This window comes from Arthrobacter sp. NicSoilB8 (genome assembly GCF_019977355.1).
Taxonomy (GTDB): Bacteria; Actinomycetota; Actinomycetes; order Actinomycetales; family Micrococcaceae; genus Arthrobacter.
In genome coordinates, this window is the sequence record NZ_AP024655.1 from 3,797,411 (window position 1) to 3,814,713 (window position 17,303).

At 61.3% G+C, this 17,303-nt stretch carries 10 protein-coding genes and 2 pseudogenes; 6 read left to right on the top strand and 6 right to left on the bottom strand.

The genetic code is table 11. From position 1 onward, the window contains the following. The first annotated feature begins 1,257 nt into the window (after nt 1-1,257). The 3 genes from LDO15_RS17130 to LDO15_RS17140 all read left to right on the top strand — a co-directional run bounded on the left by LDO15_RS17130 (nt 1,258) and on the right by LDO15_RS17140 (nt 2,651). The gene (locus LDO15_RS17130) at nt 1,258-2,025 is read left to right on the top strand and encodes a hypothetical protein (protein ID WP_223980351.1); all 768 of its coding nucleotides are present in this window, start codon (nt 1,258-1,260) and stop codon (nt 2,023-2,025) included. 86 nt (nt 2,026-2,111) lie between these two features. After that, nucleotides 2,112-2,255 carry a hypothetical protein gene (locus LDO15_RS17135; RefSeq protein ID WP_223980354.1) on the top strand — a complete coding sequence of 48 codons (144 nt, stop codon included), beginning with the start codon at nt 2,112-2,114 and terminating at the stop codon, nt 2,253-2,255. Next, nucleotides 2,256-2,651, top strand: coding sequence for a hypothetical protein (locus LDO15_RS17140; RefSeq protein ID WP_223980357.1), 396 nt, complete (start codon nt 2,256-2,258; stop codon nt 2,649-2,651). A gap of 143 nt (nt 2,652-2,794) precedes the next feature. Here the strand turns inward: LDO15_RS17140 and LDO15_RS17145 are convergent, their stop codons facing one another. Both LDO15_RS17145 and LDO15_RS17150 read right to left on the bottom strand, forming a co-directional pair. Beyond that, the gene (locus tag LDO15_RS17145; RefSeq protein ID WP_223980359.1) at nt 2,795-4,291 is read right to left on the bottom strand and encodes a M12 family metallopeptidase; all 1,497 of its coding nucleotides are present in this window, start codon (nt 4,289-4,291) and stop codon (nt 2,795-2,797) included. A 550-nt stretch (nt 4,292-4,841) separates the two neighbouring features. Then, the gene (locus LDO15_RS17150; RefSeq protein ID WP_223980361.1) at nt 4,842-5,111 is read right to left on the bottom strand and encodes a hypothetical protein; all 270 of its coding nucleotides are present in this window, start codon (nt 5,109-5,111) and stop codon (nt 4,842-4,844) included. 978 nt (nt 5,112-6,089) lie between these two features. On the opposite strand from LDO15_RS17150, the gene LDO15_RS17155 reads away from it, so the two are divergent. After that, nucleotides 6,090-6,746: a helicase associated domain-containing protein gene (locus LDO15_RS17155; protein ID WP_223980363.1), complete on the top strand. Its 657-nt coding sequence runs from the start codon at nt 6,090-6,092 to the stop codon at nt 6,744-6,746. A 364-nt stretch (nt 6,747-7,110) separates the two neighbouring features. Beyond that, nucleotides 7,111-9,105 (top strand): hypothetical protein, encoded by a 1,995-nt coding sequence (locus LDO15_RS17160; protein ID WP_223980365.1) that lies wholly within the window; start codon nt 7,111-7,113, stop codon nt 9,103-9,105. Nucleotides 9,106-9,132: 27 nt separating this feature from the next. On the opposite strand, the pseudogene LDO15_RS17165 reads toward LDO15_RS17160, so the two are convergent. The 3 genes and pseudogenes from LDO15_RS17165 to LDO15_RS17175 form a co-directional block, all read right to left on the bottom strand. Continuing rightward, nucleotides 9,133-9,307, bottom strand: a pseudogene (locus LDO15_RS17165) (IS1380 family transposase); the annotation flags it as partial. A 2,537-nt stretch (nt 9,308-11,844) separates the two neighbouring features. Beyond that, nucleotides 11,845-12,489, bottom strand: a complete 645-nt coding sequence (locus LDO15_RS17170) for a CBM21 domain-containing protein (protein ID WP_223980367.1) — start codon at nt 12,487-12,489, stop codon at nt 11,845-11,847. A 154-nt stretch (nt 12,490-12,643) separates the two neighbouring features. Then, entirely contained in the window at nt 12,644-15,412 is a 2,769-nt protein-coding gene (locus tag LDO15_RS17175; RefSeq protein WP_223980369.1) for a family 16 glycoside hydrolase, read from the bottom strand. A gap of 280 nt (nt 15,413-15,692) precedes the next feature. Here LDO15_RS17175 and LDO15_RS17180 point away from each other — a divergent pair. Next, nucleotides 15,693-15,836: pseudogene (locus LDO15_RS17180) on the top strand (LexA family transcriptional regulator); the annotation flags it as partial. Nucleotides 15,837-16,002: 166 nt separating this feature from the next. On the opposite strand, the gene LDO15_RS17185 reads toward LDO15_RS17180, so the two are convergent. Then, entirely contained in the window at nt 16,003-17,259 is a 1,257-nt protein-coding gene (locus LDO15_RS17185) for a hypothetical protein (protein WP_223980371.1), read from the bottom strand. Nucleotides 17,260-17,303: the final 44 nt, after the last annotated feature.

Below are 17,303 nucleotides of genomic sequence, written 5' to 3' on the forward strand. Positions count from 1 at the left end.
CCAGTGGCGGGCTCCCATGCTCCGCACCTGACTTCCTCTCCAGGGGTGAATCGAATCATAAAGATGCATGTATCACTAGTAGAGCAGAAAAGACTGTCAATGTCGGCTGACATGGACAAATGCCCACCCGCCCGCACCAGTCCTCCGAGGAGCAGACACTCCGGTGGGCTGACCGCAGGTCGATGGTCGGTGCGCGGATACGCGAACTCCGACTCGGACAGGGTCTCTCCCAGGAGGCACTGGCCTTGGAGTCCGGGTTGAGCCGGAACATGATCATAGGGATCGAGTGGGGTCGGAAGAGCGTGGCTTACGAGCGCCTTTGGGACATCGCCGACGTGCTTGCAGTTCCCATTACCGAGCTTCTGCTCCAGCCGGATTCGACTGCAAAGAACACGCCCTTCCGTGGCGGTCGCCGACCTATGGGCCGGTAGCCCGGATCGAAGCTGTGAACCATCACCATTAGCAGTCTTCAATAAAAAGTTAGGTGGCCCTCTACCACAGTGGGAGTCGCCCGCGACACCTCCACCTATCCCATGTCGTCGAACCATCATCAATGATGGACGCGAGGACGTAGGACTCTGGGCGGGCATGATCATGCCGAATGGATCCGTGACAATCGAGATTCCCTGAGACCATCATGATCCAAGAGATCGGCGACGAGGAAGAAGCCGCGCCGGCGTCGCGAACGTGCCGGGCACGTGGCGTGACGCGGCAAAGCGGGCTTCAGAGAGAAGTTTAACCCGACTTCAGGGGAAAAATCGTGGGTAGATATGCCTCTCAGGCTAGAGGAACGTTGCGGTAACCGCCTCGTCGTATTTACAAATCGGAGTTCAAGGCAAATAATGGCGACTAGCCGCCAACGGCAACACCAAAAGGGGGCGGCGTCCGAGCAATAGGCCGAATTGAAGCCGACACTAGGTCATCATCGACGTTGCGCATTTGTGCATCATCCCAGGGAGATATGATGGTAGATCGAGGAACAATATACTGCCAACTTGAGGCGGGTCGTTTTCCTGCTGAGGAATTCCTCCATTACAACAATTCATTCGTTCACGTCGTGCCTTCTCCACATGATAAGAAATCAGCTCAATCTGGGCATAATCTACAAGGCTTTGCAGCCCACTTCAAAGCCCATTTCGTGGACGGCGCCTGGCAGCTCGAGGGCAACAAGGAAGTCACAATCGATCGCCCGACGTTCGCCCGCATGTTCAAGAGCAGAGCACGCCGCCTCTCAAACCGTATCCGTCGGAGCCGAAAATGAGCGAGGACCCTCTGGTCACGGCCCAGCGTGAGGAAGACTCCGCAAGACAGGCTGCCGATCGCAAGGCCGATACCGACAATTTACAGACGATGCAGTCGAGTTTCTATCAACTCGCAGCCGGTTCTCTAGAGCGAACCAAATTCGCGGCTGAACTTGTTCAAAAGTCATCTGCGGCGATTGGCACCGTTTACACGGGAATTCTCGCCCTAGTTTATTCGACTTCGGGGGTTCCGCTTCCAATGCGCGGAGTTATCGCGCCGATATTTCTCGGCATAGCCCTCGTCCTTTCAACCGCCTACCTCGCGTACGTCGCCCCGCCTAATGAACCGCCAGTAACCGTTCCTGACGAGAGCATGGCGCCCGTCCCGAAATCCTACGCGCGTCTAAACACCTTCATCATCTACACGTCCAACATGGCCCAACGTCGCGCCTGGATGATGAGGGCTAGCGTTATGGCGCTTGGCGTCGGAGTCGTTGGCATTTCCTTGCCGTTTCTTCATGCGACGACCACTGGCCCACAGGCTGAGCCTCAAACCGCCAGTGCTGTTCCGTGGCCGACGCCGATGACCAATATGTCCGACGCTCATTCCGTCATTTTATACAAAGCGCAAGTTGACGAAGTCCTTAACATCAGAGCGAAAGCCGCTGCAGAACAACCGCCAACAGACACACTCTCGTCATTCATTTTCCCCCTGCTCGCAGGCCTCCTAATTGTGTCGCTCGGCGCTGCCCTCCCGGCAGTAACACGGCGTGACGGCCCGTAGACATCGTGCAGTGTGACTAGATGCGAAGATGATCAGTCTCGGCGACGGTGGCCTGATGAACAGCTGAGGAGTCAATTTTCAAAGTCGTGACGCTACCGGACTCCGACGATGCCCGGATGTTCGTCGAGTTATCGAGCTACGGGGCCGATCCTGCTGAGGCTCGCCGTGCCCGCGATCTCGCGATCACCTCCCGCGGCGAGGGCCCGCAGGCCGAGGACGCGGAGTTGTAGTTGATCGCCTTCGCCGTCGTCGCACACTGCCGCACCCATTTCCACTCGAACGTGCGCAAGCCACTGACCGACCACAGCGCCATACCCGACGAACTCTGTGACATACACCGGCTGGTGGGGGCATTCAGGAACACGACGACTGCGCACTCCGAATCAAACCTCGCGACAACTTTCCCGGTCGGTTTCCTTGATGCCGCAACTCTTCGCGTGCCGGACGTTACGGCAGTGCAGACGCTGCCGCCCCCGCTGGTTGAGCGTTTCCGCGAACTCGTCGAAACAGTAGATGGTCCCCACTTCCAGGTGACCGAGCCAGTCCGGCACCGGCTGGTTGAACAACTGAGACAGTCCAACCTGTGCGGCACGTACTGCTGCCTTTGGTTCTGGATCACGTTGTGAGGAACGTGCGTTTTGTTAACCTCCGCCTCCGTTGCTCACAACTCGTGTCATTGGTGTCAGGATGGCTATGACAAGGCGAAGACGTGCACGGCGCGGCGACGTTTGGACACCGACTTTGACGGCAGAACTACAAAGTCAAATTGCTATGGATAAATAGAGACTACGGCTGCAATATCCCCAGCACTTAGCCCATCCCGTTGGCCGATGGTGACCCCTGCTGGCGGCATGATGGTTTTCAGGTCAACATTTCTTATCGAGTGCCACATGCGGCCGGTGTCGCCGACAAACGCGGCATGCAATGACCCGGCGAATTCGCACAAGACGGGGCCCAACGGAGGCCGGTTGTTGTCGTTGTTAGCCCTTTTGGACCATCTTGTTCCATCGAATGTTGAGTGCCACATTTTCGCCGAGTTTCCACCGACATACGCCATGTGCAGCATTCCGCCGAACTGGCAAAGCGCTGGCGCGGCCTGACTCTTCTGATCCTCAATTTTGATGTCGGGATCCCAATCCTGCCCAAGCCGCCCAACGGGAGGGAAGGTCGTATGCCACAACTCCGATCCCGATGACCCCAAATGAACCATGTGCAACTCACCGTCAAAGACCGCAAGGGCGGGCGTTGCCCAGCTCTTCTGATCCTTAATCTTGACGTCGGCACTCCAGTCCTGACCAAGCCGCCCACCAGTAGGGAAGCTCGCATGCCACAACTCGTCCGATCCCGACGACCCCAAGTGAACCATGTGCAACTCACCGTCAAAGACCGCAAGGGCGGGCGCCGCCCGACTCTTCTGGTCGTTTATCTTGACGTCGGCACTCCAGTCCTGACCAAGCCGCCCACCAGTAGGGAAGCTCGCATGCCACAACTCATCCGATCCCGCCGACCCCAAGTGAACCATGTGCAACTCACCGTCAAAAACAGCCAGGGCGGGCGGGGCCCAACTCTTCTGGCCCTCAATGCGTACGTCGTCGGTCCAGCCGCCGTCGGCGGTCCACTTTGCGTGCCAGAGGTCGTTGGACGGTGAAACTCCCAAATGGATCATGTGCAACGCGTCGTCGAAGGCGGCGAGAACTGGTCTCGTGCTGCTGCGTTGCAAAGGAATTGTTGCCCCGTTCTGCCATTGGACGGCAAAATGCCGTTCAGAGTAATGCATAATCGACGCGAAATCATAGGCACCAATGTCGTCAGCGGCGTCACCCTGTTTGTCAAAATTGTAACGATGGTCTGCGACGGCATTCTCAGCAAGGACAATGACGTGCCAGTCTCGGTCATCGCGCTGCTGTTCGTGGTAGAGGCCGACGGCGTGCCCGATCTCGTGAACCAGCGTTCCAAATGGTTTTCCGCTGTCGCAGCGTACTTCCTGACGTTTGGGCAACCCGAACACGCTGTGTTGCATCCCTACTGGACTGTTACAACTCGTGGAGTCGTCTCCAGCAACAAACTCGACATACGAGCTTCGGACATCACCTGGCTGTCGTGGTCGAAGGGTGACGTGTCCGTTAGTGCTGACGTTCCAATGTTTGACAGCATTCCCGATGACCACTCGCCCCGCGTCTCCAGGCGGAAAATCGTCCTCATTAATGGTGTAAGGAATGATGCCGTCCGGCCATCGCCATTCGCTTCCAGCGATCACGAGTCCCATTGCGCCTCCCTGTCAGCCACAGGCACTAAGTCGCGCTGGCGCCTGAATCACCACCGGAGATCGCGCGGCATCTATCGATGAATCTTCCCGAATAACTGCAAATCGGTCAATGGGCCAGATGGACTAAAGCTTCCCAGCGCTCTCACGTCTTCTTGGGCGCCGTCTCATCCAGCCCCACACAAGAAATTTAGGTCGTTGTTCTCTTTGCAGATGTGGTGCCATTGCCGGGCAGTTCCGGAACTGGTCCCAGACTCCGGACTTGTTCAGCTCATGAAAAGTTGCGCCCCTGCGCCAAACGCTACTCACAAACCGAACAGAAACATTCCACGACCATCAGGACATTACGCCGCGGAAATCCGTGGCAAGACCATCTTCAACCGAGAGCTTGCCCAAGATAACTCCGGCCGCCAATCTGGATCCCCCCGAAGCTCCCCGGACTTCAGCAGCATCCGAACGGTAGGCAGCCCGACATTCAACTCGTCGGCAACCTGTTCAATTATCAGGAACCGGGACCGGTTGGTCGCCTTATCTTCGGCGGAGTTCATGACGGCTACGAAAAATCCTTGAGTATGGCGCCGAGGTTTGAGTGGAGAGCCCTCAGCCCGTCGAGTTCCACATTCAAGTTGGAGTTTTGGTCCACATCATCCCCGGCCTCGAAGAACTGGAGGTCCATTGTGGGGTGTTCGTCTTCTTCATCCTGACACGCGACAAAAGCGATCCAGGAGATGTCTGCGGGCCACCCGCCGAGGGTCTGAAACTGAGCAGCCAAGGATCCAAGAGCGGGCGCCGCTCGCTCTTCCCTGCCGTCATCGAAAATCACGAAACGTGTGTAGCAGGAATTCTCGCCTACGGTCTTGTGGTCCGTGCACCACGGTTTGCAGTTGGGTGTTGCGGTCATATCTTCCCCCAATTGATAGTTCTTGAACCCTAGATTACTGACAGTCGGTAGCTTGCTCCGCCTGTCCTTGCAGCGATTCGGGTTGTCAGGCCCCCGGCCTAGTATGCGTCCCGTGGTGAAAATCGACCCGGAAGCTATAGGCAGGAAGCTGACCCGTGGCAGATATGTTTACAGCATGGTTTGCATTCGCCCTCGACGGCGAAACGCACGAGGACTTGAAACCGGATCCGGGGTATCAGTCAGAATTTGCTCGCACGTGGACCTGCGGAAACTATCCTAAAGTGTGCTAGCCGCCGTGCCCCGCCCCCCGCTGACGGCGGCAGAGTCCCTGTCTACGCCGTCGCGGATCTCTGAAACCACTCACACATTCTTGTGAACTGGGCAGACGACAGTCGGCACGCTCGCTGGGCAGGGATCCCCGCCGGCAATGTTGAGCGCGTCACCGATTCCGAATGGGACCTTCAAGAATACCGACGCTGCCCCTGAACATTTATGTGCTGTGCGCTGGGGAATCCGTTTGCCCCGATTCCTGTCCCCTAGCCGAAGCAGACCCGGCACGGCCCCGCCCAGCCGAGGATCTAACGACAGCGATCAGCACATGTACCTACGGGCCCGTCGGAATCTCGACTGATGCTCCGCGAACGGAGCCACCACAGGGATCAATCTGGTGACGATGGTCGCGGACAGCCGGGACTCCGAAGCTCAGCGAGGGGGTGAGCCGTTCCATCCGGGGCATGGTGCTTGCTGTTGTCTATCCAGAAATGCGGTGACCGTGGCGCGTGGCCCCAACCGCTAGGCGCTGGAGACGGACTCCGCGCAACAGCGGACGCCCTAGAGCACAGCCAGTGGACCGGTGTCGGCCGCACTCCTGCCATCGGCCGTGGCAGGATGGGGTCCATCATGGACAGGCGGTTGAGGCGCGCTCCTGACGCGGAATGGGTGCTGATGTACCGGCTCTGGCTGAGCCGGAAACGCATCGCTGAGCTCGTGCGCGTTCCGCCCGCCGCTGTGGGCTACCACCTGGTGATCGCCCGCCGCCAGGAGCCGGGGCTGGAGGCCGAACACCAGGCCGCCGCCGGCGCCGTACCCGTTCCCTACCCTTCGCCCAAGGATCTTGACCGCATGGACGAGATCGTTGCGGGGGTCTCAGCCGAAGGCCGGCTCCCAGACGGTCGATCCCGCGACCGGGGCGAGCGGTCGATGGCGCGGTGGCTGTCCGAGCGCCGGCGCGAAGGAGCCGAAGGCACCCTGGACCCGGCCTACCGTGACGGTCTCTCCCGGGTGCCGGGGTGGCTGGACAACCGCAGGGAAGTTGAGGATAAAGCCCGCTGGCACGACCGCCTCGCCCAGCTCGCGGTCTACCGAGAAGAGGGCAACGACTGGCCCCGCCATAAGGATTGCGATTCGGAGCATGAACACACGCTCGGGGTATGGCTCCACACCCAGCGGTATACACACCGCCGTGGCGAACTCGATCCCCCGAAGGTCAAGCTTATTGACGATGCGGTTTCCGGATGGCAGACCGGGAGAACCCGGGGCCGCCCGCCCCGCACGTGACCTATTCGAGTTGTGCCGTTTGGGGGCAGGTGGAGCGCTCCGCACAGTTCAGGCTGCGCTGTCACCGCTGGGGTGCAACCCATCCCAGCGGAGGCCAGGGCAGGAGCACGGATCGCGCTGATCGTCGTAGCCGTCCTCCGTACTTAGATCGACGGCCTCGCTAAGCGCGACGCCGATACAGACAGATTCTCACCCCTGTCGTCTCCGACAGCCAACCGCGACCCGACCCTCCTCGACCTACCCGAAGCGGGCGCCGTAGCCGCATCCGGAGACGGCGGTCCAGTGCGCGAGCCGCCACCGCGGTGCACCGGCTCTTGCCCGAACGTGCACGCGGTCGGCGGGCAGCCGCGTGCAAACTGGCAGGGTGAGCGAACGATTCCTCGACGGCCACGGGCACGGCCCGGACGGCTCAGTGTGTAGCGCTGCCGCCTCGCCGGACCACTCACGTATCGACCCAGCCGGCTCGCGTATCCAGCAGGATCGCTCGCGCGTGGTCCGGGACGGCGTTCCAGATGGCGCTGGGCGATCCGTCGTCGAGCTCCAGCGTTCCGCGGGCAACCGGGCAGTTACTCACCTGCTCGGAAGGAACGGCGTCGAGCGGAGGCACGGTCTCGCGCTACAGCGGCAGACGGAGCACATCCGGACCTCCGACGAGGTCCAGCAGGTGGCGAGCTTCGCCGGTGTCCCCGACGCTGAGCGCGTCCGGCTCTTCGGCATCGTACTGGACCAGGTCTGGGTCGGCCCGCGCGACGAGGCGGCGCTCGTGCGCCTCTGGGGCTCACTCGACGAGGACGGGCTTGTCCGGTTCGCCGACGCGCACCCGGAGCTGTGGCACCAGTGCATATCGCGCGGGGCCGACCTGCTGGACCTCCCCCGGTACCGGGCGATCCAGGACCGGTTCCGCGCTGACGTGCTCGCGCTCGCCCGCCAGCACCTTGACAACAACGAACGGCTCATCCGCGGCGAGCTCGCCGCTCTGGGACCGCCCGAGGAAGCACCCGGAATGGCGGCGGCAGACCGCGTCGCCGCGCTGCAGGCGGCTGCGGCATCGTTGAGCAACCTTCAGCGGGCCCAGGAGGCGGCGCGTCAGGCACGCGTCGGGTGGCGACTCGGGGACGGCGGCGAGGTTGACGCCGACTTCGTCGGGCGCGAGGTCAAGTTCCAGATGCCGTTTCGTCCGGGTGAGCCGCCGCCGCTCACACAGGAGCCCGAGGATGTTCCGAACGGTGACATCTTCGTGCAGCCAGTCGTGCCGTTCGCCGACGTGCAGGCGCGGTACGACGCGGCTGCACAGGCCATTGCTTACTCGACCTCGGCGAGCCCGGGACTCGTCGGGCTCATCCGGGCGGGGTCGAGCGCGGCGACGGAGGCCTTTGTGACCGACGCCGACCCGGCGTCGGCCCGTGACCGCTTACTCGCCCCGCTCCGCGGGGTCCTCACTGACATCGGGAGCACACGTGCGAACCTCGGAGGGCGGCTCAACGCGCTCGACTTGACGCCGCTGCACGACCAGCTGTTTGAGGGCACCGCCGGGGGTGGCGTCGCGTGGAGCACCGGGTTCCGTCGCGACGTGGTGCGCAGCATGGTCGTCGGCCACAACATCGAGCGCGCCGCCGCACGGCTCGCCCTGCGGGAGGTCCAGCACCTGGCGTTGCTGTTCGCGCCGTTCACGAGCGGCGCGTCGCTCCTGCTCCTGCTCGGCGGCGCGACGGCGGCCGCGGGTCTGCAGGCATACCTGAGCCACCGTGAGGCCGGAGTGGTGGCCGCGGCCGAGGGGTCCGCCGTCGAGCCGGGCACCGCCCTGGTCCGGCCCGGGAGCGCCGAGTTCGCGCGTATGACGACGGAGAACGACACCATCGCGTTCGGCCTCGCGCTCTTGACGCTCGGTGCGGCCGGGTTCCAGGTCTGGCGGGCGGGTGCGGAGGCCCGGGCGCTGAGCGCCCGGGCGCGGGCGTTCGTCCGGGAGGCGCAGGCTGCGGGGCGGCCGGCAGTGATCAACATCGGTGGCGCAGGCGCGCCGCACGAGCCTGCCGGTGCGATCAACCTGAACCCCCAGGTGCCCGGGACGGAACGGGTGGGCATCCCGAACCTGGTGCAGGCACAGGGGGAGCGGATCGGCGAGCTGTTCCCGGCGAGTAGCGCGGACGGGATCGTCGGCTACCGCCTTCCTCCGCACGACGTCATCGACTGGAACCGTGTCGCCCCGGGTGCTGCGCGGGTGCTGCGTCCGGGTGCTCGCCTGACGATCAGCTTTCAGGGCGCCTCGGACGCCGCAGAGACGCTGGGGGCCGCGCTCAGGCGCAACGGGTTCCGAGAGGTGACCGTGACGAGCGGCGTGCTGGTCGAGGCGGTGCGCTGACGCATGGCCGTCTGCGTCCCTGCGATATCCGTGGACCTCGATGATGGTGTCGTCCATCCAGGAACATACACTCCCTGTCCCGAGCCGACAGCAGCGGCGTCCGGGAGGCAAGATTCGCCAGGACGCGGGACGCGACACCGGCGAGTTGGCAGACGTGGCCGAACCGGAACTGCAGCAGGAATGATCCCGGTGTCGAGGGCGCGGTGGCTCTCCCGGCGGCGGCGCGAAGCGGCCGAGGGGATCCTGGACCCGACCTACAGCGAATGTCTTGCCCGGGTGGACCCAAAACCGCAGGGAATCCGAGGACGAAGCCCGCTGGCGCCCCTGCCTCGCCCCAGCTCGCGGCCTACCGGAAAGAAGGCAACGACTGGCCCCGCCACAAGGACTGCGACTCAGAGCATGAACACACCCTTGGCGTGTGGATCCACACGCAGCGGTATACACGTCGCCGCGGCGAACGCGATCCTGTGAAGGTCAAGCTTCTTGACGATGCGGTTTCCGGATGGGAGGTGGGGAGAACACGCGGCCGCCCTCGCCTGCGGTGATCGGAACACTTGGTCAGCTGGGACGCGCCGTAGATCATCTGCAGCTACACGCCGCGGATACCAGTGAGCAGCCTTTTGCACATACAAGTTCATAACTTCGTGACCACTAGCAGGCGTTCCTGCTGGCGGCCCATCTCTACTAACTATTGGCCATTGACATCCCCCGATGCCCGGGGCTAGACCAATACTCTGGGCCCCTGTGCAGGCACTTGCTGCCATTGCGGTTAGGAGCGCGATACATGCCACGACGCTACTTGGCTTCGTTTGTTGCGGCTCTGCTATTGGCACCGTGGTTGGCAGTCGGCTCCGCTTCTCCTGCCCGCGCGTTCTGCCTAGAAATCACCGTCGCTATCAGTGTCCATTGCGGTGGCCAAGGACATAACACAATTACCGATAGAGCGTTGCATTTCCTGTCGCCAGGAGTGCGTTCCCACATCAAAAATGCGAATAGGGCTCAGGACATCGATGCCGGCGGCCGCCCCGAACTTCACTTCACGAACTGCCTATTCACGAGAAGCACGAATTATATTCGGAGCCAATATGATCAGGTCGTAGGCGCTATCTCGCCTCCAACCTCAATCGCTCTGACCGACGGTCTCGCTGCGGCAGGGCGTTGGGGACAGCTGCTACATCCAGTTCAGGACTTCTACCCCCACTCTCCTTGGGTGGATCCCAGGCCTGTCGGATTGGGCTTCGGCACCACGTACCCGCAGCGCTTGCTTGACTCGGGCCTCGGAAACTGGCGCCTGCTCGGCGCATACGAAAAGCTGATTCCGGCCGACCCCGTCAACAGCGATATCGTGACGGTCCAGGGCAACCCCTGGGGTGTTATCGAATTGCCCAGAGGCCCATCCGGGAATCCGAAATCTGCCGTGCCGAACGTGTGGCCGTTCTATGCTGATCGGCAAAGAGGACTAATGACCTCCAGCGCGGCGCCTTTTACTAATGGTGACGGCCAGTGTCCCCCTGCCGGCCGAGGATCCTTCGGTTCCGATGTTCTTGGTACCACGTGCATTGATAAGGAGAGCGTCTGCATACGACACGGCGGTAGAGAATGTCATTCCCTTATTCTTCGCACCCCGATCTTCGATAACTGTCTGCAACATGACGTCGATACAAGATTCGGTTGGAAACCGGCGTTCGATTCCGCCGTCGCGCAAACGGAACATGAGTGGTGCCGCCTACTCCACATGACTCGCGATCGAAGAGCATACAACGCTGTAAGCATCCCTATGGCCCTCTGGGTGGCCCCGAATACGACCCCCCACCCCGCCGGCACACCATGTGCTCCCGAACACAAACGGGACATTGACCTAAGCCTGACTATTGAAGTCGAGTCGGCGCGGGGAAGCCCTAATAGTCCCATTTTTGATCCCACCAACCTAGTGTTCGTGGCCTACACGGGGGACTTTCGCCAGTCTGTACGGACACACGTCGTAACGGGTCGGAAAACGACCCGCTCATTAGATGTCTGCATCAATCGTGACGATACGCTCGTGGCAACGTTGTGGGGGTGGTTAGACCAAGGCTACTCGTCCTTGTTGGGCGGCGGCGACAACAGCTATGACCCGTGGGAGCCGGTCTTGGGAGGAATGACCAAATCGTTCGCTGGCCCTAATTTGAGTATTGAGGAGGAGTGGAGGAACGCCGACCTGCGACTGAAGCTCAAGATCGAGCCCGACCTGTCGAATGACTGCCCCAACCAGTAGGTTGCGGCGGTTCGGTAGTTGACCGTCGGTGAAGATCCCATCGGGGCTGGCCGCGATACGGGGGGCGCTTCATGGACGACCGCGAATCGCAGGCACTACGCCCTTTGGACTTCGCGCCGAACGCCGAGTAACGACGGCGAACTCCGCAGGGGCGCCGAGGACGAAGCCCGCTGGTACCACCGCCTCGCCACAGCTCGCGACGAAACTCGATCCCGTGAAGACCAAGTTCTTGGACGACGGCGTTCCCGGATGGCAGGTCGGGAGTACCCTGGCACCGCCCTCCCGGCGGTGATTGGGAAGGTTGTGCCCGCTGTAGGCAGGCGAGCCCTGACGCAGTTAGAGGCTGGGTGGTTTCCAGCCAAGGCCGCAATGTGGCTGTTTTTGACGGTTGCAGCGTGGTTGATGAAATCGTCCATAATCTGGCTGAATGCATGTGCCGGCTGACGGAACAACGCATACGGCTCAGCGCAGGAGGACTCGCGTCGTCATCGAATTCTCGAGTTCGGTTGGGGGCTCAGCACATAGTCGTTGCCGAAGTTGTTGTCCCAGTAGGTGTTCCCCGAGCTGTGGTCCCGATAGTAAGCAGCGAATCTCACAGGCTGAAGTCCTGTGAAGTCGGGCGTTATGAACTGCCATTTTTCGACTATCCCCAGGTTGTTGTAGGCCTGCTCAATGGAGGTGCCTACGTAGTGGGCGGGCACGTCCTGCCACGCGGTTCCGCCGTCGGTCGACATTCGGATGCCTACGTCTTTGTAGGGGGATAGGTTGTCGACGTAGATGTCACCCGTTACGTCTCGCTGGTTGGCTGCTAGACCCGCAAACCTTGTCGTGGCACCGAAGAGGGCGATGTGACCCCCCGTAATCGTGTTGAGGGCACCGGTTTTGTAATTTTGCCCGTACTGGCTGTCCCAGTAGGTGGTGCCGTTCACCGTGTACGAGAGTGCGAATTCATCGGCACTGGGGGGTGATGTGTTCGGCGTCCCTGTTGTGAAGATGTCGTGGTCCCCGTGCCATTCAATCCACGACAGCTGATGTTGCTTCCATGGACCAAAGCCCTCGCGGTAATGCAGGAGAACTTTTTTGTCGTATCCAAGATTGGCCACTTTGGCTATCGCGTAGGTGTAGGACACGTGAATTCCTCCGCCAGGGGAGAACTGCTGAGAAGTGGCGTACGCAAGCCGCAGCCCGTTTGGATCAGGAATCGTAATCCCCTCCTAATTTTTGGTGAGGTATTGAACTATCTGCAAAGGCACAGATCGGGCTTTCGCCCGCCCTGAAGACGATTCAAGGTTTGACGGCGATGTGGCGGAATGCAACAGCTGCCCCGCTGTAGGACTGCAGCCCGATATAGCCCGCTGGTCGGCCGCCCATCGACGAGATGCCTCGGGCCGGATCCGTGTTCTTGAAGGTGGTTGTCCGTGTTTTAGCTCCTGACTCAAGATCCGTGAGATCAACCGTGTAGTTGTCGCCGCGGACATCAATCTCGTACTCGTACCACCGTCCCGGAACCAGGTTTGGCCCAGGCTGGTAGGCCTGCAGAGCTGCGTCGAATCCGCCGCTTGGAATAGAGTCGCCGGCCGGGATCTTGTAAATCGCGCCCGTCCGGTTTTTGCGCAGTCCGTTGGGTTCAGGCACGAGGCCGTAGAAGTCCCGGCGGGGATCGCCTTTGGCGAGATCATCAATCTGGATTTCGAAGCCCGAGTGCACGGCGCCCCACGCGCGATTCTGGGCGAACTGCTTCCCGTCGCCGGCGTCTTGGATGCGTTGAGCGATGGTCTGAGTTGGCTTCACCGTCGGGTCCTGAAACCGCACGAAGATGCCGCTGTTGTGGCTGGACGGATCTGCTATGCGGAACTGGACTCGCAGGGTGAAGTCATCGAAAGCCTCGCGCGAGTAGTAGAGAAGTCCAAAGTCCCTGTCTCCGTAGGTCACGATTTCTCCATCGATGAGTGCGAATCCGTTGCTCGCATCGGGACTAGTTCTGGTCCAGTCCGTGTTGAAGGAGCGTGCCGTTCCGTCGAATAGCACCCGCCAAGGTGCGGCAAGGGTGAACGCTTGCGGGCGGGGAAGTACCTGGTCCGCCAAAAGCGTTACCGTCCGGCGGGACAGCGCCGTGCCGGTCAACATGGGGTTTGGGGAACCGCTTCGCGGGAAGAGGGCAGGGCCCGCCACATAGCAGTTCGTCGTGTCATGGACTCGGCCGAAGCCGTTGGTTACACCTTGTCCGGGGTCGTCATTCATCCAGAGGGTGCCCGCTTCGTGGTGGGTCGTGCCGAGCCGGTCGCGGCGGTTTCCATACGGGTGGAGTGTGGCGAGGTCCGCGGCGGTGGCGCCAGCGGGGACGGGGATGGTCTGGGCGCCAGCGGCCACAATGATTTCAAACGGCTGACCGTTGGCGAAGATCAGTGCCACGTCGTCTGTGAACGAATCCATCGCCTCCCAAATGTCGCGGTCCAATTGTGTCGCTGGGCTGCCACCCGCGGGCTGGCGCGAGTCCCCAATGTCAACAAATGCTTTGGGCCGTCCGTATTCTGCATCCGCCGGCGACGTTGCAAGTGCAACAAAGCTGTCCGGGTTCTGCGGCGTCATTTCGCCGATCCCGCGAAGGGTAATCACCACCGTACTGTCGTCAGCCTGCTGTAAGGCTCTTAGCTGCTCCAGGCTGGGAACTTTCTTGAACAGCTCAGCCTCGGAATTGTTGCCAAATCGTCCGAGTCCCGAGGCCGTGATCTGCAGGTGGAAGTATCGGTCTACACTGCCGCTGGCCACTCTGCCCTTAATGAACAACGCCGAGACCTGCAGTGCTCGTAACGCAGCCGGACCCAGGGCAGGAAGCGCGGCAGCGATGGAGGCGCGCGGAATTCGGATATTGAGGTTTGATCGGAGGTGGGCAATCAGGTTCTTGCCCATGCGTCCGGCCGCCCGTCCGGCCAGCGACGACTTGAATGTCGTCAGGGCTACCCGGGTGGTTTCGATGGTGCCCAGAGCAAGCACGACGGCGCTCTGCCGGCCGTCCGGCATCGGCGGTGCCAGCGGTACGACTCGCTCGTTGCCAGCATCGTCCATGACCCGAACGCCGGTGACGCGCACCCAGTTGTCCTGCTGGGTTTCCGTGACCAGTTCCAGCACCTGACATTTGGGTACCACCATCAAGCGTTTGCGGGCGTCAGCGTCAGTTCCGACGCCATCGGACTCCGCAGCGGCCGAACGTGAAGCCTGTACAAGGAGCGGCATGGCGCTGAATTTGTTGACCGGAAATAGACCGGGGTCCGCCACCGATTGGACGGCCAACGGTGCTTCCAGCTTGAGCATGTTGAGAAGATCCGCTCTCGAGGGTGCAGGCACTCCACCGTTCAGCTCGAGGGAAAGGAATTCCCCCAGTTCGGCCGCGGTCGGGGCCCGACCATTCCTGCGACGAAATGCGCGTACCACAGGATGGTTCCGCAGAGCCGACAGCGGGAGCGATGCAAATGGGAGGCCAGCGCCCGAACCGGCGACAATCCCGTCAAACAACATCTGTCGAAGTGCCTGGTGCAACGGACCATAGACGAAGTCATTCGTTGAGTTGACCCCAATCTGGTCCCCGGCGTCGTAGAAGTAGGGGTCTTGAAGCTCCGAGATCACGCCAGGCGGCCAGCCGCTCATCTCCTCGTTTCCACCCGGTACCACCTGCTCATCCGCACCGGGCGGCTCATCCTGGAGAAATTCAGGCGACCACCCGCCCCACGCCAGAGAGCGGCCCCCTAGTGCATAAAGCAGGCCTGCATACCCCAGGTCAGAGTTCGGCCTCACAACCCATGGCACCCGCATACCAGGCTCGCCGCCCATGAAAGGCAGGTTTTGCACGTGCTCAGGCAAGACGAACGGCCCCTGCTCCAACACCAGGATGCGTCGGCTGCGCATAGGGTCGCGCATGAATAAGCCGTTTGCAACGACCGATCCAAACGAGCCGCCTCCTATCACCACAACGTCGAAATCCCGGCGCTTACCGGCCACCGTCGGGACGGTGCTGTCCAGAGCCTCCTGGAGCGTATTGCAGAGGTAACGCCCCATATTGTCAAGACTAAAAGCTGTCGTTTGAGCGAGAAGGGGCCCCATGTCATCGTCCTAAACTGCCATCGCGGGATACGGCGCCGGTCCGGGCTCTAAAAGTCAGCCGACGAAAGTGCCTGGCGCCATTCTTCGCGATAGCAGCCGGACCAAAACGAGTGACGAGTCCAATGTTGCCCACCTTGGCAGATGCTGGCAAGAGGGCGAGGAAGCGGCTTGGCTCCACACCAGGCAACCTCACCCGCTCGAAGAGGCCAGAACCGAATGCCGATTCGTTAAGCGGTTGTCCGTCGACTACTTTGATGGCCGCATCGACTTGAACGAGCACGTGATCAAGGACGTCACCAGCACCTACGTCGTGCGGGTCTCCGGTGACTCCATGGAGGGCGCCAGCATCAGCGACGCCGGGGAACGGATCGTGAACCGGCAATGTAGCGGACGACAACGCCGGTCTCATGGAGTAAGTCGGTCTATATGTGAGCTTCCGTCCCGACACGCTGACCCCGGACATGGCCGGTGCAACCCGCCAAATCACTGCCCACGATCCGGGATAGGACCCCTGCACCTGAGCTGACCGGATACCCACTTGCCATCTAATATCCAAGATCGAGTACCGTGTCAGAGTAGCCGACGGCGGTGACTTCACCGGTTGGGTCCTCAAAATCGGTCCATTTCTTCGTTTCTGGATCGAATATCCGCTTTGCCCGAAGGGTCACTATCGTTGGCGTGTCCGTGGGGAAAGGTGTGACGTCCACGGCCTGCCCGTTGACGTCGTAGCTATGCAGCCGTACTTCGCCCTGTACTGGAGCACTGGTGAGGCCGTCAGTGGCCTTAACAACGACCTTTGTGGGTTGCCCCAGCTTCACGGGGTAGGGCAGGACGAACGCGTGCAGCGGACGGATGGTCGGCTGGTAGGAGAGGCGAAGAGTAGCCTGTCGCGACGCCCGGTCGATGTTGACAACCTCTGCGTGAGCCTTGGGCATTCCGTTGGCCAGTTCATCGGTGCGCTCGAACACGGCTCCTGGAGGAAAGAATCGCTGCCCGCTGGCGCTGGCCATGAGCCACGATCTGTTAGCGTCGAGGCGATGCACGAGGACGACGGGTGAGCCGATTCCGGCATCCCAATCCTCGTTTATACGAAGTTCAACGTAGTACGGGCCCACGCGGGCGACCAAGAAGCCTGGTAGGTCGCGGCGGTGGTGCGGGCGCAACGTCACTTGCTCGTCGAACCAGCCAGTTCGGACCCAAACTCGCTCCGGATCAAGCCAGCCGCGTGCAGCCATATTCGCCGCATTGAGACCGGGTCCGACTTGCGCGAATGTCGGGTTGCCGGCCCAAGCGGCATTCAACGCACTCATCACGTCCCATCGATCCTGGTATTCAGCCGCTACACCGTCGGCCATGGAGTGATCGAGCCCATACCCATGACCGACCTCCTGAGCAAGAATCCGCGGAGCTGTCCCGAGGCTGTCGGCAACAGCCGCACGCCCGTTCTGCACACCGAACGTTTCGAAAGGTACATTCGTGCAAACCAGCACGCCCCAGAACGCAGACAAGTCCACCCCGTTGGCTGCGGCAGCAAGCCTGGCGTCGTCAACGATTTGACCTCGACCTTTCGCATAGGCTTCCGCTTTGGTTTCGGGAAGCGTGAACCAGCCGAATATCTGCGAGCCACCGATGTCGATGTTTCCGTGAGAGTAGACCCGAAAGAAGTCAACGACGTTGGAGAGCCCTACGCCTGCACTCGTGAACAGGTTCCGATAGTAGATGAGTGGAAATGGCTCATCATTGTTGTCGGCGAACTTGCAGAGGAGGACTGCCCACGGTGTCGCAGCCTGGGTCGTTGCCATTGGCGAGCCCTCATTCCTTTACCTGGGCCGCCGGCCCGGTTCCA